The 22,868-nt window shown below is 73.9% G+C and carries 21 protein-coding genes; 15 read left to right on the top strand and 6 right to left on the bottom strand.

Annotated elements, in window-relative coordinates:
• The first annotated feature begins 10 nt into the window (after nucleotides 1-10).
• On the top strand, nucleotides 11-445 hold the full coding sequence (locus OG900_36830; GenBank protein WUH95181.1) for an SRPBCC family protein: 435 nt from the start codon (nucleotides 11-13) through the stop codon (nucleotides 443-445).
• A 156-nt stretch (nucleotides 446-601) separates the two neighbouring features.
• Complete coding sequence (locus OG900_36825) at nucleotides 602-1,405, top strand: DeoR/GlpR family DNA-binding transcription regulator (protein WUH95180.1); 804 nt, start codon at nucleotides 602-604, stop codon at nucleotides 1,403-1,405.
• 391 nt (nucleotides 1,406-1,796) lie between these two features.
• Here the strand turns inward: OG900_36825 and OG900_36820 are convergent, their stop codons facing one another.
• Entirely contained in the window at nucleotides 1,797-2,714 is a 918-nt protein-coding gene (locus tag OG900_36820; protein WUH95179.1) for an SDR family oxidoreductase, read from the bottom strand.
• A 135-nt stretch (nucleotides 2,715-2,849) separates the two neighbouring features.
• Between OG900_36820 and OG900_36815 the strand changes: the two genes are divergently transcribed.
• From OG900_36815 to OG900_36795, 5 genes are all read left to right on the top strand, one after another.
• Nucleotides 2,850-3,416: a TetR/AcrR family transcriptional regulator gene (locus tag OG900_36815; GenBank protein ID WUH95178.1), complete on the top strand. Its 567-nt coding sequence runs from the start codon at nucleotides 2,850-2,852 to the stop codon at nucleotides 3,414-3,416.
• A 392-nt stretch (nucleotides 3,417-3,808) separates the two neighbouring features.
• On the top strand, nucleotides 3,809-5,665 hold the full coding sequence (locus OG900_36810; protein ID WUH95177.1) for a coagulation factor 5/8 type domain-containing protein: 1,857 nt from the start codon (nucleotides 3,809-3,811) through the stop codon (nucleotides 5,663-5,665).
• A gap of 300 nt (nucleotides 5,666-5,965) precedes the next feature.
• On the top strand, nucleotides 5,966-6,910 hold the full coding sequence (locus OG900_36805) for a hypothetical protein (protein ID WUH95176.1): 945 nt from the start codon (nucleotides 5,966-5,968) through the stop codon (nucleotides 6,908-6,910).
• Between the two features lie 98 nt (nucleotides 6,911-7,008).
• Nucleotides 7,009-7,746, top strand: coding sequence for an NAD(P)H-binding protein (locus tag OG900_36800; GenBank protein WUH95175.1), 738 nt, complete (start codon nucleotides 7,009-7,011; stop codon nucleotides 7,744-7,746).
• 171 nt (nucleotides 7,747-7,917) lie between these two features.
• Nucleotides 7,918-8,736, top strand: a complete 819-nt coding sequence (locus OG900_36795) for an SAM-dependent methyltransferase (protein WUH95174.1) — start codon at nucleotides 7,918-7,920, stop codon at nucleotides 8,734-8,736.
• A gap of 34 nt (nucleotides 8,737-8,770) precedes the next feature.
• Here OG900_36795 and OG900_36790 read toward each other — a convergent pair whose 3' ends face one another.
• The 4 genes from OG900_36790 to OG900_36775 form a co-directional block, all read right to left on the bottom strand.
• Entirely contained in the window at nucleotides 8,771-9,673 is a 903-nt protein-coding gene (locus OG900_36790; protein ID WUH95173.1) for a helix-turn-helix domain-containing protein, read from the bottom strand.
• 83 nt (nucleotides 9,674-9,756) lie between these two features.
• Entirely contained in the window at nucleotides 9,757-9,996 is a 240-nt protein-coding gene (locus tag OG900_36785; protein ID WUH95172.1) for a DUF397 domain-containing protein, read from the bottom strand.
• Between the two features lie 228 nt (nucleotides 9,997-10,224).
• Nucleotides 10,225-11,580, bottom strand: a complete 1,356-nt coding sequence (locus OG900_36780; GenBank protein ID WUH95171.1) for a M20/M25/M40 family metallo-hydrolase — start codon at nucleotides 11,578-11,580, stop codon at nucleotides 10,225-10,227.
• A gap of 150 nt (nucleotides 11,581-11,730) precedes the next feature.
• Entirely contained in the window at nucleotides 11,731-13,911 is a 2,181-nt protein-coding gene (locus OG900_36775) for an alpha-galactosidase (protein ID WUH95170.1), read from the bottom strand.
• A 150-nt stretch (nucleotides 13,912-14,061) separates the two neighbouring features.
• On the opposite strand from OG900_36775, the gene OG900_36770 reads away from it, so the two are divergent.
• From OG900_36770 to OG900_36760, 3 genes are all read left to right on the top strand, one after another.
• Complete coding sequence (locus tag OG900_36770; GenBank protein WUH95169.1) at nucleotides 14,062-15,225, top strand: ROK family transcriptional regulator; 1,164 nt, start codon at nucleotides 14,062-14,064, stop codon at nucleotides 15,223-15,225.
• A 35-nt stretch (nucleotides 15,226-15,260) separates the two neighbouring features.
• A complete protein-coding gene (locus OG900_36765) occupies nucleotides 15,261-15,911 on the top strand; it encodes a hypothetical protein (GenBank protein ID WUH95168.1) in 651 nt (216 codons plus the stop codon).
• Nucleotides 15,912-15,980: 69 nt separating this feature from the next.
• Nucleotides 15,981-16,478 carry a DUF1269 domain-containing protein gene (locus tag OG900_36760; GenBank protein ID WUH95167.1) on the top strand — a complete coding sequence of 166 codons (498 nt, stop codon included), beginning with the start codon at nucleotides 15,981-15,983 and terminating at the stop codon, nucleotides 16,476-16,478.
• Nucleotides 16,479-16,786: 308 nt separating this feature from the next.
• Here the strand turns inward: OG900_36760 and ligD are convergent, their stop codons facing one another.
• Nucleotides 16,787-17,671 carry a non-homologous end-joining DNA ligase gene (gene ligD, locus OG900_36755; protein WUH95166.1) on the bottom strand — a complete coding sequence of 295 codons (885 nt, stop codon included), beginning with the start codon at nucleotides 17,669-17,671 and terminating at the stop codon, nucleotides 16,787-16,789.
• Nucleotides 17,672-17,710: 39 nt separating this feature from the next.
• On the opposite strand from ligD, the gene OG900_36750 reads away from it, so the two are divergent.
• From OG900_36750 to OG900_36730, 5 genes are all read left to right on the top strand, one after another.
• Nucleotides 17,711-18,667 carry a Ku protein gene (locus OG900_36750; GenBank protein ID WUH95165.1) on the top strand — a complete coding sequence of 319 codons (957 nt, stop codon included), beginning with the start codon at nucleotides 17,711-17,713 and terminating at the stop codon, nucleotides 18,665-18,667.
• Between the two features lie 76 nt (nucleotides 18,668-18,743).
• Nucleotides 18,744-20,339: a DHA2 family efflux MFS transporter permease subunit gene (locus tag OG900_36745; protein WUH95164.1), complete on the top strand. Its 1,596-nt coding sequence runs from the start codon at nucleotides 18,744-18,746 to the stop codon at nucleotides 20,337-20,339.
• Nucleotides 20,336-20,947: a TetR family transcriptional regulator gene (locus tag OG900_36740; protein WUH95163.1), complete on the top strand. Its 612-nt coding sequence runs from the start codon at nucleotides 20,336-20,338 to the stop codon at nucleotides 20,945-20,947. The genes OG900_36745 and OG900_36740 overlap by 4 nt, the downstream gene beginning before the upstream one ends.
• A 115-nt stretch (nucleotides 20,948-21,062) precedes the next feature.
• The gene (locus tag OG900_36735; GenBank protein WUH96056.1) at nucleotides 21,063-21,794 is read left to right on the top strand and encodes a GNAT family N-acetyltransferase; all 732 of its coding nucleotides are present in this window, start codon (nucleotides 21,063-21,065) and stop codon (nucleotides 21,792-21,794) included.
• Between the two features lie 25 nt (nucleotides 21,795-21,819).
• Entirely contained in the window at nucleotides 21,820-22,740 is a 921-nt protein-coding gene (locus OG900_36730; protein ID WUH95162.1) for an NADP-dependent oxidoreductase, read from the top strand.
• The last annotated feature ends 128 nt before the right edge of the window (nucleotides 22,741-22,868 follow it).

Raw genomic sequence — 22,868 nt, 5'->3', positions numbered from 1 at the left:
GGAGAGCGCGGTGCCCACTTACTCGTACGCGGTGAGCGTCTCCGCCCCCGCCCCGCGTGTCTGGCAGATCCTCACCGACGTCGAGCACTGGCCGGACCTGACCGCTTCCATGACCTCCGTCCGCGGCCTCGACGGCCCGCGCCCCACGCTCGGCGCCCGCTTCGACGTCCGCCAGCCCAAGCTCCGCAAGGCCCTGTGGACCGTCATCCGGATCGACGAGGGCGCCTCCTTCGTCTGGGAGTCCCGCGCCCCCGGCGTCCTCTCCCGGGCCACCCACCTCGTCGAACCCGACGGCGCCACCGCCCGCCTCACCCTGACCCTCGACCAGTCGGGCGTCCTGGCCTGGCCGATCGGCTTCCTGGCGGGCGGCCTCGTCCGCCGCTACCTGGCGCTGGAGGCCGAGGGCATCAGGTCCCACAGCGAACGGCCGGCGGCTCAGAGGTAGCGTCCGCCCGCCGCGCGGGCCGCACCGGCGACATGGCCTGGCCGGCCGCGGGCCCGGGGGCCGCGGGCGGGACGGGGTGTGCGACGCTGGCCGGATGACGGGCGGCGGCGCCCGCGCGCGGCGGGCGGACGCCGCGCGGCCGAGAGGAGTGACCCTGTGTCCCGGGACGCCCGGTGGACCTCGCTGCTCGACCTGCTGGCCGAGCACGGCCGTCTCGACGTCGAGGAGGCGGCGGCGGCGCTGCGGGTCTCGACCGCGACCATCCGCCGCGACCTCGACCAGCTCGCCGAGCAGCAGATGCTGATCAGGACCCGCGGCGGCGCCGTCGCGCACGGGGTGTCGTACGAGCTGCCGCTGCGGTACAAGACCGCGCGCAACGCCCCGCAGAAGCAGCGGATCGCCGCGGCGGTCGCCGCGATGGTCGCGGCCGGCCAGGTCGTCGGGCTGACGGGCGGCACCACGAGCACGGAGGTCGCGCGGGCCCTGGCGCTGCGCGGCGATCTCGCCGAGGCCGCCGGCGCCGGCGCGGCCGGACGGCCGCCGGTGCTCACCGTGGTCACCAACGCGCTGAACATCGCGGGCGAGTTGGTCATCCGGCCGCAGATCAAGCTGGTGGTGACCGGCGGCGTCGCCCGCCCGCAGTCCTACGAGCTGACCGGCCCGCTGGCCGGCGGCGTCCTGCGGCAGATCACCCTGGACATCGCGGTCCTCGGCGTCGACGCGATCGACCCGGCCGATGGCGTCTACGCCCACCACGAGGACGAGGCGAGCACCAACCGCCTGCTCGCCGAACGCGCCCGGCGCGTCGTGGTCGCCACCGACTCCTCCAAGATCGGCCGCCGCGCCTTCGCCCGCATCTGCGCCACCGGCGCCGTCGACACGCTGGTGACCGACACCGCCGCCCCCGCGGCGGCCGTCACCGCCTTCGAGGAGGCAGGCGTCGAGGTGCTCACCGTCTGAACGGACACCCGCGGGGCCGGGGCCCGTACGGTATCCCGGCCGGCCGCGGCGGCGGCGTTCGCCGCGTGGCCGGCCGGCCGGGTGCCCGGCGACCTGCCGTGCCTGCTGGTCCGCGGCGCGAACGCCGACTGGCGGGTCGGGTGAGGGGGCCGGGTCCCGCGGCCGCCGCTTGAACGGCCGACCCGGGCCATCGTGTCACCGCCCCGGCGCCCCCTGAGGTGCCGGAGGCGGGCCGTGGGACGTCGGAGGCGGACCCTCCGACGGTGGAGGCGGACCGCCGGGCGCCGGACCGGCCGCCCGTGAGACCGACAGCCGGCCGCGGCAGGCCGCAGGCGGCACGCCGCCGCGAGCGCCCGCCGCGAGCCGGGAGCGCGCCGGGAGCGCGCCGGGACTACCGGAAGTAGTGGCCCTTCTCCAGGTCCTCGACGAGGCCCGGCTCCATCGGCTGCCAGCCCACCAGTTCGCGGGTGAGCGCGCTCGACGCCGGGCTGTCGAGGGCCAGGAAGGAGGCCATCCAGGTGAAGTGGGCGGCCGCGTCCTCCGGGGCGACGGAGGTGACCGGCAGGTCGAGGTGGCGGCCGATCACCTCGGCGACCTCGCGGAGCGGTACGCCCTCCTCCGCGACGCCGTGCAGGACCGAGCCCGCGGGGGCCTTCTCCAGTGCCAGCCGGAAGAGGCGCGCGGCGTCGAGCCGGTGTGCCGCGGGCCAGCGCTGGGAGCCGTCGCCGATGTAGCCGGCGGCGCCCCTTTCGCGGGCGATGGCGACCAGCGTCGCCATGAAGCCGTGGTCGCCGTCGCCGTGGATCGTCGGGGCGAGGCCCACCACGGAGGTGCGGACGCCGCGGGGGGCGAGGGCGACCATCGAGCGGGCGGTGGCCAGGCGGAGGGCCGGGCCGCCGGACAAGGCCTGCTCGTCCGGGGCGAGCCCGGCGCCCTCGACGGCGACGCGGCCCGGGGCGAGGCCGAGGACTCCGCTGGCGATGGTGAAGGGCCGGTCGGATCCGGCCAGGGCCTCGCCGATGGCGTCGACGGCCCGCTGGTTGGCCTCGGCCGCGGCCTCGAAGCCGCCGGAGAAGGCGAGGTCGTGCTTGAAGGCGAGGTGGATCACCCCGTCGGAGGCGTCGGCCGCGCTCCGCAGGATGTCGAGGTCGTCGATGGTGCCGCGGAGCACTTCGGCCCCGGCCGAGCTGACGGTGCGGGCCGCGGCGTCGGAGCGGGCGAGGCCGACGACCTCGTGGCCCGCGCCGATGAGTTCGGGGATGACGGCGGAGCCGATCCAGCCGGACGCGCCGGTGACGAGAACACGCATGGGAAAGAACCTCCGGTTGACGGGGTGAGCCGGCAGTCCCGCACCGCGGTTTCCGGCACGGAAGGGTTGATGTCAGCTCCTGACATCAACCGTAGCACCTCATGTCAGTCGCTGCCATCGCGTAGACTCGCGGCCATGGGTAGATGGCAGCCGAACGCACGGGGCCGCCTTGAGCAGGCCGCACTCGACCTCTACGTCGAGCGCGGCTTCGCGCAGACCACGGTCACCGAGATCGCCGGGCGGGCCGGGCTCACCGAGCGGACGTTCTTCCGGCACTTCGCCGACAAGCGCGAAGTGCTGTTCTCCGGCTCGGCCGAACTCCAGGAGCTGCTGGTCGCCGCAGTGACGGGTGCACCCGAGGGTGCGGCGCCGATCGACGCGGTCGCCGCCGGCCTCGACACCGTCGGCGGCCTCATGCAGGAGCGCCGCCCGTTCGCCCTGCGGCGCCAGTCCGTCATCACCGCGAACACCGAGCTGCAGGAACGGGAGTTGATCAAGCTCGCCGCGCTCGCCGCGGCGACCGCGGCCGCCCTGCACCGGCGCGGGGTGGCGGAACCGGCCGCGAGCCTGGCGGCCGAGGCGGGTATCGCGGTCTTCCGGATCGCGTTCGAACGCTGGGTCGGCGGCCCGGACGACAGCGAACTGGCGCAGCTGATGCGGGAGTCGCTGGCCGAACTCAAGGCCGTGACCGCGGGCAGGTGACCGCCGCCGGGTGCCCGACGCCGACTCCGCGACCTGACGCACACGCAACAGTTACGACACCGTGACCGCACGCCGGCGCCCCACCCGCGCCCCGGCGCGGCCGCCGCCACGCCCTGTCCGCCGGCCGGTTCCCACGACGAAACCGCACGTCACAGCGTCGCACGCGGGCTGCCGACGCCCATGCGGCCGAACCGGCGGAACGGGCGCGAACGGCGGGCGCCGTGGCGGATGGTGCGACTGTGAGGGGGGTGGCCAGGCACGGAAGAGAGCGCTCTCACACATCTTGACAGCGGGCCCCGCACACCGCAGGGTACGTCTGCGAGAGAGCGCTCTCACGCCGCCCACGATCCGTAGGGCTGCCGGCCTCAGGTGGTAGAAGGTGGTCATCGCACATGTCGTCGTTCAGGGCCGCAGGCAGTGAACTCCCTGCCCGGGAAGGGGACCTGGAAGGGCCGGACGCTCCCGCGGACAACGCGCTGAGCCGGCGTTCGTTCATCGCCACGGCCGCCCTGGCGTCGGCCGTGCCGCTCGGCGCGGCCGCGGCTCCCGCCGCCGCGCGCGGCGGCCAGGGGCGCCCGCACGCCCCCGCGGAGCCGGACTTCGGTCCGCACGTCCGGGTCTTCGACCCCGCGACCCCCGCCGCCGACATCCAGGCCGCGCTGGACGCCGCCGCCCAGCAGCAGGTCACCAGCGAATTCGGCACCGGACGCTTCGCGTTCCTCTTCAAGCCCGGCACCTACGACGTGGACGCCCAGCTCGGCTACTACACCTCGGTCGCAGGGCTCGGCCTCTCCCCCGACGACGTGACGATCAACGGCGCGGTCCGCGTCGAGGGCCAGCCGCAGCCCGGCGGCGGCGACAGCGCGCTCACCAACTTCTGGCGCTCGGCGGAGAACCTGGCGGTCAACCCGACCGACGGCATCAACTGGTGGGCGGTGTCGCAGGCGGCGCCGCTGCGCCGGGTGCACATCCGCGGCCGGCTCTTCCTCTTCCCCCGCCAGGGCGGCTTCTCCAGCGGCGGCTTCATCGCCGACTCGGTGGTCGACGGCCAGGTCGTCAACGCCTCGCAGCAGCAGTGGCTGACCCGCAACAGCGCGGTGGCCGGCTGGTCCAACGGCGTGTGGAACCAGGTCTTCGCGGGCGTGACCGGCGCCCCTGAGCAGTCCTTCCCCGACCCGCCCTACACCACGCTGCCGACCACCCCGCTCAGCCGCGAGAAGCCCTTCCTCTACGTCGACGGGACCGGCCGCTACCGGGTGTTCCTGCCCGCGCTGCGGCGCGAGACGGCGGGGGCGACGTGGAGCGCGGGGCACACTCCGGGCAGCTCGATCCCGATCGAGCAGTTCTTCGTCGCCAAGCCCTCCGACCCGGTGCGCGCCATCAACAAGGCGCTGGCGCAGGGCAAGCACCTGCTGCTGACCCCGGGCATCTACAAGCTGACCGGCACCATCAAGGTCAAGTGGGCGGGCACCGTGGTGCTCGGCCTCGGCTTCGCGACGCTCACCCCGGCCGGCGGCGCGGTCGCGATGCGGGTGGACGACGTACGCGGGGTGCGGATCGCGGGCCTGCTCTTCGACGCGGGCGAGACCGAGTCGCGGTCGCTGCTGGAGATCGGCAGCGGGCACGGGCGGCGCGGCGACCCGCAGGACCCGACGTCGGTGCAGGACGTCTTCTTCCGGGTCGGCGGCGCGGGCCCCGGCCGTACCGGCACCGCGCTGGTGGTCAACAGCGACAACGTGCTGCTCGACCACATCTGGGCCTGGCGTGCCGACCACGGCAGCGGGGTGGGCTGGACGGTGAACACCGCCGAGTCCGGTGTGGTGGTCAACGGCGACAACGTGCTGGCGACCGGCCTGTTCGTGGAGCACTTCCAGAAGTACAACGTGGTGTGGAACGGCGACCACGGCCGGACGGTCATGTTCCAGAACGAGCTGCCGTACGACCCGCCGAACCAGGCCGCCTACCGCCACCACGGCGTCGACGGCTATGCGGCGTACAAGGTCGGCGACGCGGTGCGCCACCACGAGGGCTGGGGCCTCGGCAGCTACTGCTTCTTCAACGTCGACCCGACGATCCATGTCTCGCACGGCTTCGAGGCGCCCGTCAGGGACGGCGTGCGCTTCCACGACCTGCTCACGGTGTCGCTGAACGGCGCCGGTGTGATCGACCATGTGATCAACGACCACGGTGGTGCGGCGCAGGGCACCGACACCGTGCCGGTGGACGTGGTGAGCTACCCGGTCGGCTGACCGGCGGGGCGGCCCACCCGCGGCGGGGGTCGACGGCGGCGGCCGTCGACCCCTTTCGTCATGTCCGCGGGCCCCCTTCGCCATGTCCGCGTCGGGCCGCCCGCGCGGCGACGAGGGTTTTCCCGAACCGGCTTGAAGTGTCGGGCGCGGCAGAGCAGACCGCCTTGGCAACGTTGTCAACACGACATGGCAACGTTGTCATCCTTCGCTCGCCCTTCTCGCCCGGGGCGAGCGGACTCCCGCACGCCCGCCGGCCCGCCGGCACCCTCTGCACCCACATTCCCGAACGGAGCGGCGCCCATGCCGAAGAACCCGACCTCCCTCAGCAGACCCGGCGCCGCGGCGACCCGGGTCGGGCCGCACGGCGGCAAGGCTGTCGGGCACGGCGCACCGGGCGGGTCGCGCGGCGCGGGGTATCTGCGGGCGGTCGCCGAACGCCTCGGCACCTCGACGTCGGCGCAGGAGCTGAGCCGCAAGGCGCAGTTCGTCGACTACGAGAGCATGCGGGCGATGTTCGAGGCGTGGAACATCCGGATGTGGCGCGGCGCCGCCGGACTGCCGTTCACGCTGCCGCACCCGGCGCGGCACACCCCCGTGTGGCCGGTGTGCGGGCACGGCCTCGACACGAGCGGCGGCTACTACGGGGCCCGCAAGGGCAGCGAGCCGCTGCACGTCCAGGCCGACCCGGCGCAGGGCACGGTGCTCGCGGCGAACCACACCGCGGCGGCGCTGCGGGGCGCGACGGTCGCCGGGCAGCTGTACGACCTCGGCGGCCGGCCGATCGGGGCGCCGTCGCTGCACACGGCCGACCTGGCCGCAGGCAGCGTCAGCGCGCCCTTCGCGATGCCCTTCGCGCGGGCGCTGCCGGCCGCGCATCTGCTGCGGCTGCGGCTGACCGCGGCCGACGGACGGCTGCTGTCGGCCAACGACTACTGGCGCTACCGCTCGCCCACGGACATGCGCTCGCTCAACGGCCTGCCGAACGTACGGCTCTCGGTCGCGGCCCGCCCGGCGGGCGAGGCCGCGGTCACCGCGACGGTGGCGAACACCGGCGCGTCGCCCGCCGCGATGGTCCGGGTGTCGCTGGCCGACCCCGCGGTGCCCGCGCTGGCCGACGACAACTGCCTGTGGCTGCTGCCGGGCGAGTCCCGGGAGGTCACGCTGCGCTGGCCGGCCGGCACGGGCGGCGAGCCCGCGCCGAGCGTGGTGGCGCGGGCGTACAACGCGCTGCCTGCGACCGCCTGACGCTATTCCGTCCCGGGGCGCGTTTTCGCCTGCGGCATCCCGGCAGCCGTGCTTGGCTGCTGCTGTTCGATGACCGGTACGACGAAAGGAGCCGCGCGATGCGTGTGGCGGTGGCAGGCGGTACGGGGCTGACGGGGCGTCATGTGGTGGAGGCGCTGACCGCAGGCGGGCACGAGCCGGTGGTGCTGGCCCGCTCCCGCGGCGTCGACCTGGTCACGGGCAGCGGCCTGGACGAGGCGCTGGAGTCGGTGGACGCGGTCATCGACGTGAGCAATGTGAAGACCACCCGGCGCAAGCCCGCGGTCGCCTTCTTCGACGCGGCCGGCCGCAACCTGCTGGCGGCCGAGGAGAAGGCCGGGGTGGCCCACCACGTGGCGCTGTCGATCGTCGGCATCGACCGGGTCGAATACAGCTACTACGCCGGCAAGCGACGGCAGGAGGAGCTGATCGCGGCCGGCAGCGTGCCGTGGACGGTGCTGCGGGCCACGCAATTCCACGAGTTCGCCGGGCAGATGCTCGACATGCCGGGTCCGGTCGCGGTGGCGCCGCGGATGCTCAGCCAGCCGGTGGCGGTGGCCGAGGTCGCCGCCGAACTGGTCCGCCTGGTGGAGGGGCCGCCGCAGGGCATGGCGCCGGACCTGGCGGGGCCGCACCAGGAGCAGATGACGGACATGGTCAAGCGCCTCGCCCGGGCCGACGGCTCGCGCCGGCTGATCTTCCCGCTGCGGCTCCCCGGCGCAGGAGGCCGCGCCATGACGGAAGGCGGCCTCCTCCCCGTCACGGACGGCCCCCGCGGCACCACCACCTTCACCGAGTGGCTCGCCGCCCGCGCGTGAGCCCGCTCCCGGTCCCGCCCGCCGCGGGGTTTCCCGCTTCCCGGCCGGTGCGGCCGGGGCCGGGGGGGCGGGTCACGGTCTCGACCGTGCCCCGCCCGCTCCCTAGGATGGGAGTGTTCCAGATCACTTCCAACCCGCCTGTGCCGAGCCGATGATGCCGTGAGGAACCCGATGGACAACGGGGACGTACCACTGACGGACAAGATCGACGTGACGGTGCCGAGTGTGGCTCGCATGTACGACTTCCTGATGGACGGGAAGGACAACTACCCCGCCGACCGCGCGGCCACGGAAGAGCTGCTCAAGCAGGTGCCGAGCACCAAGGTGCTGGCGCTGAACAACCGTGCCTTCCTGCGCCGGGTCGTGCGCAGGCTGGCCGAGGACCACGGGATCCGGCAGTTCGTGGACCACGGCTCCGGCTTACCGACGCAGGACAACGTCCACGAGGTGGCCCAGCGGGTCGACCCCTCGTCCCGGGTGGTCTACATCGACAACGACCCGATAGTGCTGGCCCACGGCCGCGCGCTGCTGGAGCAGAACGAGAACACCGCGGTGATCCAGGCGGACATGCGCGACACCGAGACGATCTGGGCGCACCCGGAGGTCAAGCGGCTGATCAACACCGACGAGCCGGTCGCCGTGCTCTTCGTGTCGGTGCTGCACTGCATTCCGGACCGTGACGACCCGGCGGACGTGGTGCGGCGGGCGGCGGCCAAAGTGCCGCCGGGAAGCTACCTGGTGGTGTGCCAGCTGGTCAGCGAGGACGAGGAGACCCGGCGCGGCGTCACCGACTTCATGGCCCGCAGCACCGGCGGGAATTGGGGCGAGGTGCGGCGCGAGCAGGATGTGCTGCGGTTCCTCGAGGGCACGGAGATCCTGGAGCCCGGCCTGGTGGAGGTGTCCACCTGGCGCCCGGACTCCGATCTGGTGCTCAAGCAGCCCAGCATGGAGTGGATCGGGTTCGGCGGCGTCGGCCGCATCCCCGGCTGACCGGCCGGCGGCGGGAGGCTCCGCACGCACCGGCTCACTGGTAGCGGAGCAGGGCCTCCTCCAGGATCACCCTGCTGGCGGCGGGAGTTGCCGCGAGCGCGCTGAGTTCGTCCAGCGCGGCGCGATAGCGGTCGACGTCGTCGAGGCGGTCCAGGTAGACCGCGCTGGTCATGTGCTCCAGGTAGACGACGTCGGGCAGGAAGCCCTGGGCGAAGCGCAGATAGGTCACCGCGGTCCCGGGGGTGGCGGAGGCGCTCGCGGCGTACGAGGCGACCTGCAGCCGTACGCCGGGCCGGCGCAGGACGTCGAGCAGGTACTGCAGTTGCTCGCGCATCACGGCCGCGCCGCCGACCGGGCGGTGCAGCGCCCCCTCGTCGATGAGCGCCCACAGCACGGGTGCCCCGGGTTCCGCCATCCTGCGCTGCCGTTCCATCCGCAGCTCCACGCGCCGGGCGTTCTCCTCGGCGGGGGCGAGCCGGTGGCCGCTCCGCACCACCGCCCTGGCGTAGGAGACGGTCTGCAGCAGACCGGGCACGAACTGGGTCTCGTAGGTGCGCACCAGGTGGGCGTCGCGCTCCAGGCCGATGAGCGCCTGGAGCCACTCGGGGACGATCTCGCCGTAGGGCTGCCACCAGTCGGGGCCGGCGGCGCGCCGCACCAGGTCGGCGATCTGGGCGCGTTCGTCGTCGGCGACGCCGTAGAGCTGGAGCAGATCCTCGACGTCGCGCGCCTTGAGGGAGACATGGGCGGTCTCCATGCGGCTGATCTTCGACGCGTGGGCGCGGATGTGGCTCCCCGCGGTGGCCGGGCTGCAGCCGCGGCTCTCGCGCAGGGCGCGGAGGTAATTGCCCAGCACCCGGGACATGGCCCGCGCGCCCATGTCCGGACGGCGTTCGAACAGCGGTAACGGCGATACGGGCTGCGCTTGAGCGGACATGCGGGCTCCCGAGTCATACTGGACGGGTCAGTATTGCACCGCGAAGCCCGCAGTTCGCCCTCTTGGACGTCAAACGGCCGGCTTCACACCGTAAAAGCGTCGAAGTCGCCGTCCTTGGCACCCCCGACGAATGCGGCCATCTCTGCTTGCGTGTATACCAGAGCCGGTCCGTCCGGGAAGCGCGAATTGCGAACGGCCACGCCGCCGCCCGGCAGTTGGGCAACCTCGACACAGTTGCCACTCGGGTTGCTACGGGCACTCTTGGTCCATCGCGCCCCGGAAATGCTGCTGGCCTGCACGCCGTTGACGATCTGCTGTTCCACAGGACATCGCCTCTCTCCTGAGTCCACCGGGCTCATCCGTCGCAAGAGCACCGCGGTTCGCGGCACTCCCACACACCTCTACCCGGCAAGCGCATCTGCAATTCCCGATGCAATTGCATTCGTTGTGTGCGGCACCGGACGGCGCCGGACAGCACCGGGTGACATCAGGTGGAACCAGGTGACATCAGGCGGAAATCCCACCGAGCGAGACAAATCCACAAATGCCGCTCATCGCGGGCGGTCCGCCGCCCGGAAGGCAGCGGCGTATTCACGCAGGAAGGCCGCTTCCGCGATCACCGCGCCGCGCAGTTCGGAGAAGAGCACCCGCTCGTTGGGCGCGTGCAGATTGCACATGCTGTCCTGGGCGCCGAAGAGCAGCACCTCCGCGTGCGGCACGGCCCTGGCGAGCCCGTTGACCAGCGGGATGGAGCCGCCGCTGGCCGCGAACTGCGGCTCCGCGCCCCAGGCTTCGCGCAGCGCGGTGCGGGCGGCCCGGTAGGCCGGGCCGCCGGTCGCCGCCTCGAAGCCGGGGCCCGCGTCGCCCGGGGTGACCGTCAACTCGACGCCGTAAGGCCGGTGTTCACGCAGGTGCCGGACCAGCGCATCGGTTGCCTGCCGCGGGTCCTGGCGCGGGTGGACCCGCAGGTTGAGCTTGGCGCGCGCATAGGGGACCACCGCGGAGGCGGCGCCGTCCACAGCCGGGGCGTCCAGGCCGATCACCGTGATCGCCGGCCCGCTCCACAGCCGCTCCCCCAGGCTGCCGGTGCCGGTCAGCGGCATCCCGTCGGCCACGGCGGCCAGTTCGCGGAATTCCCGCTCGGTGTACGACGCCCCGTCCCACTGCTCGCGGCGCAGCCCCGCGACGGCCACGTCGCCGTGTTCGTCGTGCAGCCCGGCCAGCGCGCGGACCAGGACGAGCAGCGCGTCGGGGGCGGCGCCGCCGTATCCGCCGCTGTGCCGGGCCTCGGCCAGCGTGCGCACCTCCACCACGATCTCGGCGACGCCGCGCAGCCCGGTGGTGAAGGTCGGGGTGCCGGGCCGCAGGTTGCCCATGTCGGCGATCACCATGGCGTCGCAGGCGAAGCGCCCGGGGTCGGTGGGCGGGTAGTCGTCGAAGGCGCTGCCGTACTCCTCCTGGCCCTCGATGACGATCTTCAGCCCGGTGGGCGGCCGGCCGCCGTAGGCGCGCAGGACTCCCAGGTGGGCGATGACGTTGGATTTGTCGTCGGCGATGCCGCGGGCCCGCAGCCCGCCCTCGACCGGGGTCGGCTCGAAGGGCGGCGAGAGCCACAGCGACTCGTCGCCGGGGGGCTGGACGTCGTAGTGGCCGTAGAGAAGTACGGTCGGCGCGTCCGGGTCGGGGGGCGGGATCTCGGCGTAGACGACCGGCGCGGTGTCGGGCAGGTCGAGGCTTTCGATGTGCTCGACGCCCGCGCCCCGCAGCATTTCCACCAGCAGGTCGTGGGCCCTGACGACCTCGGAGCGCGGGTAGCCGGGGAAGGCGATGGACGGGATCGCGGCGAGCCGTGCGAGGTCCGCCGTCAGACCGCCCATCAGGCCGTCCACGGTGCTGGTGAGGTCCATCGGGTGCGCTCCCTGGTCCCGTCGTCCGGCCGGGGCCCCGGCGTGGATCCCCTCGTGCGGCACCCTGGCGAGGGGGCGGCGCCGCCGCAGCCGGGGTGGACCGAACGGACGATACAGCGGGCGCACCCCCTCCTGCCGGGCACCCCCCGCTCAGCCCGCGCGCACCTCGATCAGGGCCGCGTGGCCCGGATTGAGCGTCGGCATCGGCAGCCCCGCCCGCACGAGCACCGCCCCCGGCATCGGCACCCAGCCGTCCAGCGCCGCGGTGAACCAGGCCGGGCCCGCCGACTGGTGCAGCGACGGCAGCCCGAGGTCGGTGCGGACCCGCACCCGGTAGCGGGCGTCCGGAGCCAGGCCGGGCAGCCGTACCCGGCCCGACTGCCCCTCCGCCGAGGTGGCCAGCCGCGCCCAGCAGTAGAGCGCGGCCGAGGAGTCGCCTGCGACGACGCCGTGCAGCAGGGTCGCGTCACCGGGCAGGTCGGCGCGGACCTGCCGGCCGCTGTGCAGCAGCGGGCGCAGCTCGCGGTAGAGCGCGGTCCACGCGGTGATCGCGGCCAGTTCGGCGGGCTCGCACCGGGTGAGGTCCTGCTCGATGCCGGGGTGGCAGAAGAGGCTGGTGGCCAGCCGGAAGGTGTCGGCGGTGACCCGTCCCGTGGTGTGGCTCTCCGCCGCCCCGACGTGGGCGCCGATCAGCTCGGGCGGCAGCAGCTGAGCGGTCCAGCGCTGGATGGTCTGGCGCTCCACCGGGTCGTTGCAGTCCGAGGTCCACACCCGGTCGGTCCTGGCCAGGACCCCGAGGTCGATCCGGCCGCCGCCGGAGGCGCAGCTCTCGATCTCCAGCGCGGGGTGCCGGGAGCGCAGCGTGTCGAGCAGCCGGTAGAAGGCCTCGACCTGGGCGTGGCCCGCGGGCCGGTCGCCGGGGCCGTGCACCGCCTCGTGCAGCTCGCGGTTGTGGTCCCACTTGAGGTAGGCGATGCCGTATTCGCCGACCAGGGTGTCGAGGCGGTCCAGCAGATAGGCCCACGCGTCGGGGTGCGAGACGTCGAGCACGTACTGGTTGCGGGAGGTGGGGCCGCGTCCGCGGGCCGGGCCCAGGATCCAGTCCGGGTGCTCGCGGGCCAGGTCGGAGTCGGGGTTGACCATCTCGGGCTCGAACCAGAGCCCGAAGTCCATGCCGAGCGACCGTACGTGGTCGGCCAGCGGCGCGAGGCCGGCGGGCCACACCTCCGGGTCGACGTACCAGTCGCCGAGGCCCGCGTCGTCGGCGCGGCGGCCGGTGAACCAGCCGTCGTCCAGCACGAAGCGCTCCACCCCGACCTCGGCGGCGCGGTCGGCGAGCCGGCGCAGCCGGTCCAGGTCGTGGTCGAAATAGACGGCCTCCCAGCTGTTGAGCACCACCGGACGGGGGGTGCGCGGGTGCCCGGGGCGGGCGCGCAGCAGGGCGTGGAAGCGGTCGGCGAGACCGTCGAGGCCGTCGGACGACCAGGCGAAGTGGCAGACCGGGGTGCGGTAGGTGGCGCCGGGCGCGAGGCGTATCTCGCCGGCCCTCAGCAGTTCGCCGCCGCCGAGGACCGCGGCGTGGACGCCGGCGCCCTCGGGGAGCTGCTCGACCAGATAGCGCTGGTCGCCGCTCCAGGCGATGTGCACGCCCCACACCTCGCCGTCCCTGAAGCCGAAGCCGGGCACCCCGGCGGCCAGCAGGTAGGGCGAGTCCAGGCCGGGCTTGCCGCGCCGCACCTCGCGCACGTGGCCGCCGTGGCCCAGCGGGCGGCGCTGCGGCTGGCGCTCCCTGCTCCACTTGCCCGTGAAGTCCAGCACCTCGGCGGCCCTGGCGGGCAGCGGCAGCAGGGTGGAGACCCGCGCGAGGTCGTACGGTACGGGCTCGGCGTCCGCCCTGCGGGTCAGCTCCGCGCTGACGCCGAGCACGCCGGAGGGCTCCAGGCGGTAGGTGACGGCGATGTCGAGGCCGGTGGTGCGGTCCGTCATGGCGATGCCGATCTCACCGCCGCCGCCGGTGAAGTCCCGGTGGGTGCTGCCGGTGAGCACAGGCCCGGGCGCCGCGGCGCCGCCCGCGAGGTGGCCCTCCTGCGCGGGGGTGCCCGACCAGCCGTCGGCCTCGGTGGGCCAGACGGTGAAGCGGCGCGGCCGGTCGATGGCGTTGTTGAGGACGGCGCCGTCCGCGGTGAGGCTCAGCGCGGCAGTGTCGGCGTCCGACAGCTCGCCGAGGTCGGCGCCCCAGTGCAGGACCCGCGGCACCGGCTCGGTCAGCTCCACGACCAGGGCGGTGCCCGCCGCGCGCAGCGAGACGGTCCGTGCGGTGGCATCCTGCATGGCGGGTTCCTCTCCTCGGGTCCGGCCGAATCTAGGCCGACTTTCCTTCCTCGGTCAACATATTCCTGGGCCGCAGTCGGCGGGGGTCTGGGGTGGGTGCACACCCGTCTCGGGCTTGATGATTTCCGGAGGAAAGGTAGGGTCGGCGGCATGACGCTCGCCGGACGACCGCCGGCCGCCGCCCTGGTCTTCAGGACGCTGCTGGTGCAAGGACCGCTCACCCGGGCCGAGTTGGGGCGGCGCACCGGCCTGTCGCCGGGTGCCGTCACCAAGGTCGCCGCACCCCTGCTGGCCGACGGCTGGATCACCGAGCTGGGCCGCCCCGCCGGCGGGCGGGCCAGCGGCCGGCCCGCGACGCCGATGGCCGTACGGGCGGAGCGCGCGCGTTTCGTCGGGGTCAAGGTCACCGCGGACGAGCTGATCGGCGTCCTCACCGACCTGACCGCCACCCCGCTCGCCACCCGCCGCGCCCCGCTGGCCTCACGGGACGTCGGCAGCGCGGTGCGGGCGATCGCCCGGCTGGTGGCCCGGCTGCGGACGGCAGGCGGCCCGGCGGCGGAGGGCGGCGCCGAGTCACCGGGCGGGGTGCACGGCATCGGGGTCACCCTCGCGGGGGACATCGACGCGCGGGCCGGGACCGTGCAGTATTCGCCGTTCCTGGACTGGCGCCAGGTGCCGCTGGCCCGGCTGGTCGAGGCGGCCACCGGCACCCCCGCGGCGGTCGACAACGACGTACGGGCACTGACCGTGGCCGAGCAGTGGTTCGGGGCGGGCGCGGGCCTGTCGTCGTTCGCCCTGGTCACCGTCGGCGCAGGCATCGGCTGCGGTATCGCGGTCGACGGGCGGGTGGTGTCGGGCGCCTACGGCGTCGCCGGCGAGGCCGGGCACCTGCCGGTGGGCGGCGACCGGGTCTGCACCTGCGGCAACACCGGCTGCGTGGAGGCCGTCGCCGCCACCCACGCCATCACCGAGCAGGCCAGGCAGGCCACCGGCGACCCCGGCCTGACCATGGCCGGCGCGGTCCGGCGCGCACACGCCGGCGACCCGGCCGTACGCGAGGTCTTCGCCCGCGCCGGGCGCGCGCTCGGCCTCGCCATGGCCTCCATCGCCAACCTGGTCGGCCCGCAGCGCATCGTCATCTCCGGCGAGGGCGTGGCCTCCTACGACCTCTTCGCCGACGCGGTCCGCGCCGCCTTCCGCGCCCAGGCCTTCGGGGCCGCGGCCGACTGCGACCTCGTGGTGCGCCCGCTGCCCTTCGAGGCCTGGGCGCGGGGCGGCGCGGCGGTGGCCGCGCAGCAGGTCTTCGCCCCCTGATCACCGCCGGGCGGGGGGAGTTGTACGGTCCCGGCATGACCTCCGCAGCGCAGCGCACCCAGGGACCCGTGACCGCCGACGACGTCGACCTGGCCGTACGGCTGTCGGTCGCGGCCCTGCGGGACGCCCCCGACAGCGGCTGGGACGCGCCGGCCGGCACCTTGACCTGGACCTGCTGGCAGACCGCCGAGCACCTGGCCGACGACCTGTTCGCGTACGCCCTCCAACTCGGCCCGCGGGTCCCCTCGCTGGCCACCCATGTGCCGGCCGCCTGGCACCGGGAGGCGCCGGAGGGGCCGGCCAGCACGATCTTCGTGGACCGCGGGGAGGGCGTCGCGGGCCTGCTGCAGGTCCTCGAAGCCTGCGGCGCGCTGCTCACCTCGATGGTCCGCACCACGTCGCCCGACCTGCGGTCGCACCACGTCTTCGGGGCGTCCGACCCGGCGGGCTTCGGTGCGATGGGTGTGGTCGAGACGCTCGTCCACACCCACGACATCACCGCGGGGCTCGGCCTGCCCTTCGACCCGCCCGCCGACCTGTGCGCCAGGTCCCTGCACCGGCTCTTCCCCGACGCGCCCGCGGACGCCGAGCCGTGGCCCACGCTGCTCTGGTCGACCGGGCGCACCGCCCTGCCGGGCCGCGAGCGCGTTGCCGGCTGGCGCTGGTACGGGGAGCCGCGGGAGTAGCCCGCCGGGCTTTCGCGCTATTTCCGGCATAGGGTACATATGGGTGCGTACTTCTCCCAGGAGGCCCTGATGTCCGAGCTCATCGTGATCGGTTACGACGACCCCGCCGTCGCGGACGACGCCTACAACGCCGTCCAGAACCTGCAGAAGGACTACGTGGTGAACCTCAACGGGCTCGCCATCGTCAACGTCGACGCCGACGGCAAGACCCACGTCGACACCCCGAGCAAGATCGTCGGCGTGTCCGCGGCGTCCGGCGCCCTGTGGGGCGCCGTCTTCGGCCTGCTCTTCCTCGTCCCCGGACTCGGCCTGCTGGCCGGCGCCGCGATGGGCGGACTCGTCGGCAAGCTCGGCAAGTCGGGCATCGACGAGCAGTTCCGCGATCAGGTGCAGGCGATGCTGACGCCGGGGTCGGCGGCGGTGGTGATCATGGCGGCGAAGATCACCGAGGACAAGTTCGCTGCCGCGATGGGGCCCTACGGGGGGACCGTGCTGAAGACCTCGCTCAACGACGAGGACGAAAAGGAGCTGTCGGAGCACCTTTCCGGCTCCCCCTCGGGTTCCTGACCGCCGGCCCGCGGTCTCCGGGCCCCTCCCCGCCGGGAGGCGGTGGGGTCACGCCTCAGCACCGTCGTGATCGCGCGCGCAGTTCCCCGCGCCCCTGGGGGCTTGCCCTCCGCGGCGGGCGGTGCCCTTCAGGGGCGCGGGGAACTGCGCGACCAGCCGTCGACGGGCTGCACGTCGCCACCGGCCGAAAGGGGCTGTTCGGTCCGCTCCGGACCACCGGCCGGTGGTGGGCTGGGCGCGCAGTTCCCCGCACCCCTGGTGGGGTGCCCTCTGCGTACCGCGAGGGGCGGTCACCGGACTGGCGGAGGTCAGGGCAGGGGGGAAGGCGAGGCGGGGGCGAGAAGGGGGGACAGGAGGTCGCCGTGGGTGGCGAGGCGTGGGGGGAGGTCGGCGAGGGTGAAGGTCAGGTCCGCGGGAGTGGCCGCGGCGGCCACCTCGTCCCACGCGAGGGGCGTGGAAACCGTCGGATGCGGGCGGGCCCGCACCGTATAAGGCGTCGCCGTCGTCTTCTTCGCGGAATTCTGCGACCAGTCGATGAAGACCCGCCCGGTCCGGTCCGCCTTGGCCATCCGTGACACCACCCGGTCAGGGTGTTCGGCTTCCAGCTCCTGGGCGACCCGCCGCGCATAGGCGGAGGCCTGCCGCGAGTCGGCGCCCCGTAGCGCCGCGTAGAGGTGCAGGCCCTTGGAGCCGCTGGTCTTGGCCCAGGTCTCGATGCCGTCGGCGGCGAGCCGCTCCCGCAGCAGGAGTGCCACCTCGCAGCAGTCGACGACCGTGCGGTCCGGGCCCGGGTCGAGGTCGATGACCAGGCGGTCGGCGGTGCCGGGCACCGCGGAGCGCCACTGCGGGGTGTGGATCTCCACGCACGCGAGGTTCGCCGCCCACATCAGGGTGGCGAGGTCGTTCAGCTGGACCTGCGGCATGAGTTCGCCGCTGCTCCTGAGCGTCTCGGCGGTCGTCACCCAGTCGGGGGTACCGGCGGGCGGGCGTTTCTGGAAGAAGCGCTGGCCCTGCACACCGTCGGGGGTCCGCACGAAGCTGGCCGGGCGCCCGGCGCAGTGCGGGATGAGGGCGTCGGCGACGCTCGCGTAGTAGTGCAGCAGCTCGCCCTTGGTGGTGCCGGTCTCCGGCCAGAGCACCCGGTCGAGGTTGCTGAGCTTGATCTGGCGGCCCTCGACCTCGGTGATCGGCATACCATAAAGATTCCCATAGTCTGACAAAAAGGACATGCCATGCGCAGCGTCTGGAGCGGGAACCTGGCCTTCGGGCTGGTCTCCATCCCGGTGAAGCTCGGGTCCGCGGTGTCGAGCCACAAGATCAGCTTCCGGCAGATCCATCTGGCCGACCAGGGCCGGGTGCGCTACCAGAAGACCTGCGAGCTGGACGAGGAGGTACTGACCTCCGCCGACATCGGCCGGGCCTTCGAGACCCCGGACGACCAGCTGGTCGAGGTCACCGACGCGGACCTCCAGGGGCTGCCGCTGCCGACCGCCAAGACCATCGAGGTGAGCGGCTTCGTCGAGGCGGCCTCGGTGGACGCGATGCAGCTGGACACGCCGTATTTCCTGGCGCCGTCCTCGCCGACGGCGAACAAGCCGTACGTCCTGATGCGCGAGGCGCTGGCCCGCTCGGGCAAGGCGGCGGTGGGCAAGTTCGCGATGCGCAATTCCGAGCACCTGGCGCTGATCACCGCGCGCGACGACATCCTGCTGCTGCAGACGCTGCGCTGGCCCGACGAGCTGAACTCGGCGGCCGACGCCGTCCCGCGCGGCAAGGTCAACATCAGCGACAACGAGCTGCAGCTCGCCGACACCCTGATCGAGGCGCTCGGCGAGGCGGACCTGGCGGCGTACCAGGACGAATACGCGGCGGCTGTCGAGGCGATGGTGACGGCGAAGCTGGAGGGCGCCGAGCCGCCCGCGCCGGCCGGCGAGGGCGGCGGCGGCAAGGTGGTGGACCTGATGGCGGCACTGCAGGCCTCGGTGGACCAGGCCAAGGACAGCCGCGGCGGCGAGGACGGGCGGCATGCGACCGTCACCGAGCTGAGCTCGAAGGGCGAGGGCGGCACCGGGAAGCGCCCGGCCAAGAAGGCGGCGCCGAAGAAGGCGGCGGCCAAGAAGACCACCGCGCGGAAGGCCCCGGCCAAGAAGACCGCGAAGAAGACGACAAGTCACCGCAGAGCAAACTGACAGTTCACTTTCATTTGACAGATTACAGTTTCATGGGAGTTACTCTCTTTACAGAGTCGACCCCCAGGAGACCGTCATGTCCGTGCCCGCGCCCGCCCCTCCCCCGCTCGCGAACTCCCCGCGCCGCTGGTGGGCGCTGGCCGCCCTGACGCTGAGCGTGCTGATCATCGCCCTCGACGGCACCGTGATCACCGTGGCGCTGCCCACCCTGTCGGGAGAACTGGGCGCCGACAGCGCGCAGTTGCAGTGGATCAACGGCGGCTACCTGCTGGCGCTCTCGGTGGCGATGCTGCCCGTCGGGCTGCTCGGCGACCGCCACGGCCACAAGCGCGTCCTGATCGGCGGCATCGCGCTGTTCGGCCTGGCCTCGCTGGCCGGCACCCAGGCGGGCTCGCCGGGGCAGCTGATCGCCGTGCGGACCGTGCTGGGGTTGGCCGCGGCGATGATCATGCCGGTGTCGATGGCGGTGCTCCCCCGGGTCTTCGGCCCGGCCGAACTGCCCAAGGCGATCGGCGCCTGGACCGCGGCCACCGCGATCGGCATGCCGGTGGGCCCGCTGGTCGGCGGCTGGCTGCTCAACCACTTCTGGTGGGGCTCGGTCTTCCTCTTCAACATGCCGGTGGTGGTGCTCGCGCTGATCGCCTGCGTCTGGCTGCTGCCCGCCGACCGGACCCGGGAGCGCGGCGCCGCGGTGCCTTTCGACACCGTCGGCACCGTGCTCAGCGCCGTGGGCATCACCGCGCTCGTCTACGGCACGATCCTGGTCCCCGACGACGGCTGGGGCAGCCCCCGGGTGCTGGGCGGCGTCGTCGGCGGCGCGCTGGTGCTCGCGGTCTTCGCCTGGTGGCAGCGGCGCCATCCGCACCCGCTGGTGGACATGCGGCTGTTCGCCGACCCGCGCTTCCGCTGGGGCACGCTGACCGCCGTCTTCGTGAACTTCGCGCTGATGGGCATCATGTTCGTCGTCCCGCAGTATCTGCAGGAGGTGCTCGGGCACGACGCACTCGGCACGGGCCTGCGGATCCTGCCGCTGATCGGCGGGCTGATGGCCGCCGCCACGCTGGGCGAGACGCTGGTGCCGCGGCTGGGCGCACGGGTCGTGGTGTCCGCGGGGCTGCTGGTCTTCGCCGCGGGCACCCTGGTCGGCGCGGCCACCGGCACCGGCGACGGATACGCGTACGCCGCCCTCTGGCTGACCATGACGGGCTTCGGCTTCGGCCTCGCCGTGGTGCCCGCGACCAGCCTGGTGATGGCGTCGCTGCCCGCGGAGGCCTCCGGGCGGGGCACCAGCCTGCTGGAGACCGTGCAGCAGGTCGGCGGGGTGCTCGGCGTCGCGGGTCTCGGCAGTCTGCTGAGCGCCGGCTATCTGGCCCGGCTGGACACCGGAGGACTGTCCGATCAGGCCGCGGCCGCCGCACAGGACTCGGTGAGCGGTGCCGGCGCGGTGGCGGCGCGGCTGCGGGACCCCGGGCTGCTGGCCTCCGCGCACCACGCCTTCGTGCACGGCATGAGCCTGGCACTGCTGGTGTGCGCGGCGATCGCCCTGGTCGGTGCCGTGCTCGCCGCCCTCTTCCTGCCCGCCCGCACCGGAAGGGCCGCGGACGGCGAGGCGGCCCCCGCCGCGCGGGAGGTCGCGACATCCACCGCCGAGCACGGACAATCGCTGGCATGAACGCCAAGGAGACCCCGACCGCGCCGGAGATGGGCCTGCGGGAGCGCAAGAAGCTGCGCACCCTGCAGACCATCAGGCGCGAGGCCTACCGCCTCTTCGCCGCCCAGGGCTACGAGGCCACCACCGTCGACCAGATCGCCGACGCGGCCGAGGTCTCCCCCAGCACCTTCTTCCGCTACTTCCCGACCAAGGAGGACGTGGTCCTCGACGACGAGTACGACCCCGCGCTCGTCCAGGCGCTGCGGGCCCGGCCGCCCGGCGAGCCGATCATCGACTCGATCCGGCACGCGCTGACCGACTCGCTCGGGCGGCTGATCGAGGCCGACCACGACGACCTGCTGCTGCGGACCAGGCTCGGCTTCACCGACCCGGCGATCAGGGCGCGCTCCTGGGACGAGATGCAGCGCAGCCAGGACGTGGTGGCCGCGGTGATCAGCGAGCGCACCGGCCGCGACCCCGACGACCTGGACGTGCACTGCGCCGCGGCCGCGCTCATCGCGGTGTCGACCGCGGTCGTACGCCACTGGGTGCAGCGGGACGGCAAGGTGGACCTGGTCGCGCTCTACGACCGGCAGTTCGCGCTGCTCGCCGAGGGCATGCGGTTCTGACCTGCCCGCGGAGCGACGCGGTTACGGGCCCGGCGCGGGATTTTCCCGCGGCCCGAACGGGTTGGCCACCATGAGCGCCGACGCAGCGGCGCAGAAACGGAGCAGCACCGCGCCCATGTCGACCAGCCTTGAGTCCTCCCAGCCGCCGCCGCACCCCGGCACCGCGGAACCGCACGTGCTGGACAACGCCGTATGGTCCGCGCTGAACGGCCCGCACCGGCACCTCGCCGAGGCCACCGGATCCGCCGCCCGCTACCGGACCGACGTGTCGCCCTTCGTGGCCATCGCGGACCCCGCGGAGCCGCAGGCCTGGGCTGACCTGGCCGACCTCGCGGGACCCGGCAGTTCCGTCGCGCTCACCGGAGTGCCCTCGCTGCCCGCCGACTGGTCGACCGGCCAGTCCGCGCCGGGCGTGCAACTGGTGGCGGCCGCGGTCCACGCCCGCACCGACCCCGAGGCCGTGGCGCTGGGACCGTCCGACGTCCCGGAGATGCTGGAGCTGGTCGAGCGTGCCAAGCCCGGCCCCTTCCTGCCCGCCACGATCGCGATGGGCGCGTATTACGGCATCCGCCGCGGCGGCCGGCTGGTCGCGATGGCCGGGGAGCGGCTGCGGCCCCCCGGCTGGACCGAGATCAGCGCGGTGTGCACCGACGAGGAGCACCGCGGCCAGGGGCTCGCCACCCGGCTGGTGCTGCACACCGCGGCCGGGATCGGCGCCCGCGGCGACACGCCGTTCCTGCACGCGGCCGCGGTCAACACCGGTGCGATCCGGCTCTACGAGACGCTCGGCTTCACGCTGCGGCGCAGCGTCCACTTCCACTTCCTCCAGGTCCCCGGCGACCGCTGACCCCCGCACATCCGAGGAGCACGACATGCCCACCGCCTACCTCCACACCGCCTTCGGCGGCCCCGAGACCGAGACCTTCGCCGACCTGCCGTGGCCGGTGCCGGGGCCCGGCCAGCTGCTGATCGCGGTACGGGCCGCGGGCGTCAACCCCGTCGACTGGAAGCGGCGCGGCGGCTACCAGCGGGCCGGCTCCACGCCGAACGCGCTGCCGTCGGTCTTCGGCAGCGAGGCCGCCGGCGTGGTCGAGGAGATCGGCCCCGGCGTCGAGGGCTTCGCCGTCGGCGACGAGGTCTTCGGCGGCACGGACACCGGCGGCTATGCCGAGCTGACCCTGCTGCCCGCGGCCGGCGCCGCGCACAAGCCGGCCGCCCTGTCCTGGACCGACGCGGCCACCCTGCCGGTCGCGGCCGCCACCGCCTACGACGCCCTCGTCCAACTCGCCCTGCCCGCCGGCGCGACACTGCTCGTCAACGGCGTCGGCGGGGGTGTCGGTGTCGCCGCGGCCCAGATCGCCCGGCGCTCCGGGCTGACCGTCATCGGCACGGCCGGCGCCGCGAAGCGGTCCTTCGCGGAATCCCTGGGGGCGGTCCACGTCGCCTCGGGCGAGGGCGTCGCGGACCGCGTCCGCGCGGCCGCCCCCGGCGGGGTCGACGGCATCCTCGACCTGGTCGGCGGTGCGTCGCTGCGCGAGCTGGCCGATCTGCTCGCGGACCGCTCGCGCCTCGTCAGCGGTGCGGACAAGGCGCTGGCCGCGGAGCTCGGGGGCGGCGCGATCGTTCGCGCCCGCACCGGTGCGGTGCTTTCCGCGGTGGCCGCGCTCGTCGTCGAGGGCGCCCTCGACCCGTACGTGACCCGTACCTACCCTCTCGCCGAGGCGCCCAGTGCGCTCCGCGCGGTGGAGGACGGCCACACCCGCGGCAAAATCGTCCTCACGATGACCCCGTAGGCCCCTCCACGGCGTCCCCGGGCGACCACCCCGCGCAGTTCTCCCCCAGGCGTAGCGCTGGGGGAGAACTGTGCGACAAGCCACGACGCAGTGGCACGGTGAACGCAGCGGGACGGGGCTGCCGCCCC

This window comes from Streptomyces sp. NBC_00433 (genome assembly GCA_036015235.1).
Lineage (GTDB): Bacteria > Actinomycetota > Actinomycetes > Streptomycetales > Streptomycetaceae > Actinacidiphila.
The sequence above is the reverse complement of the archived record's forward strand: the minus strand, read 5'-3'. Positions and strand labels throughout refer to the sequence as shown.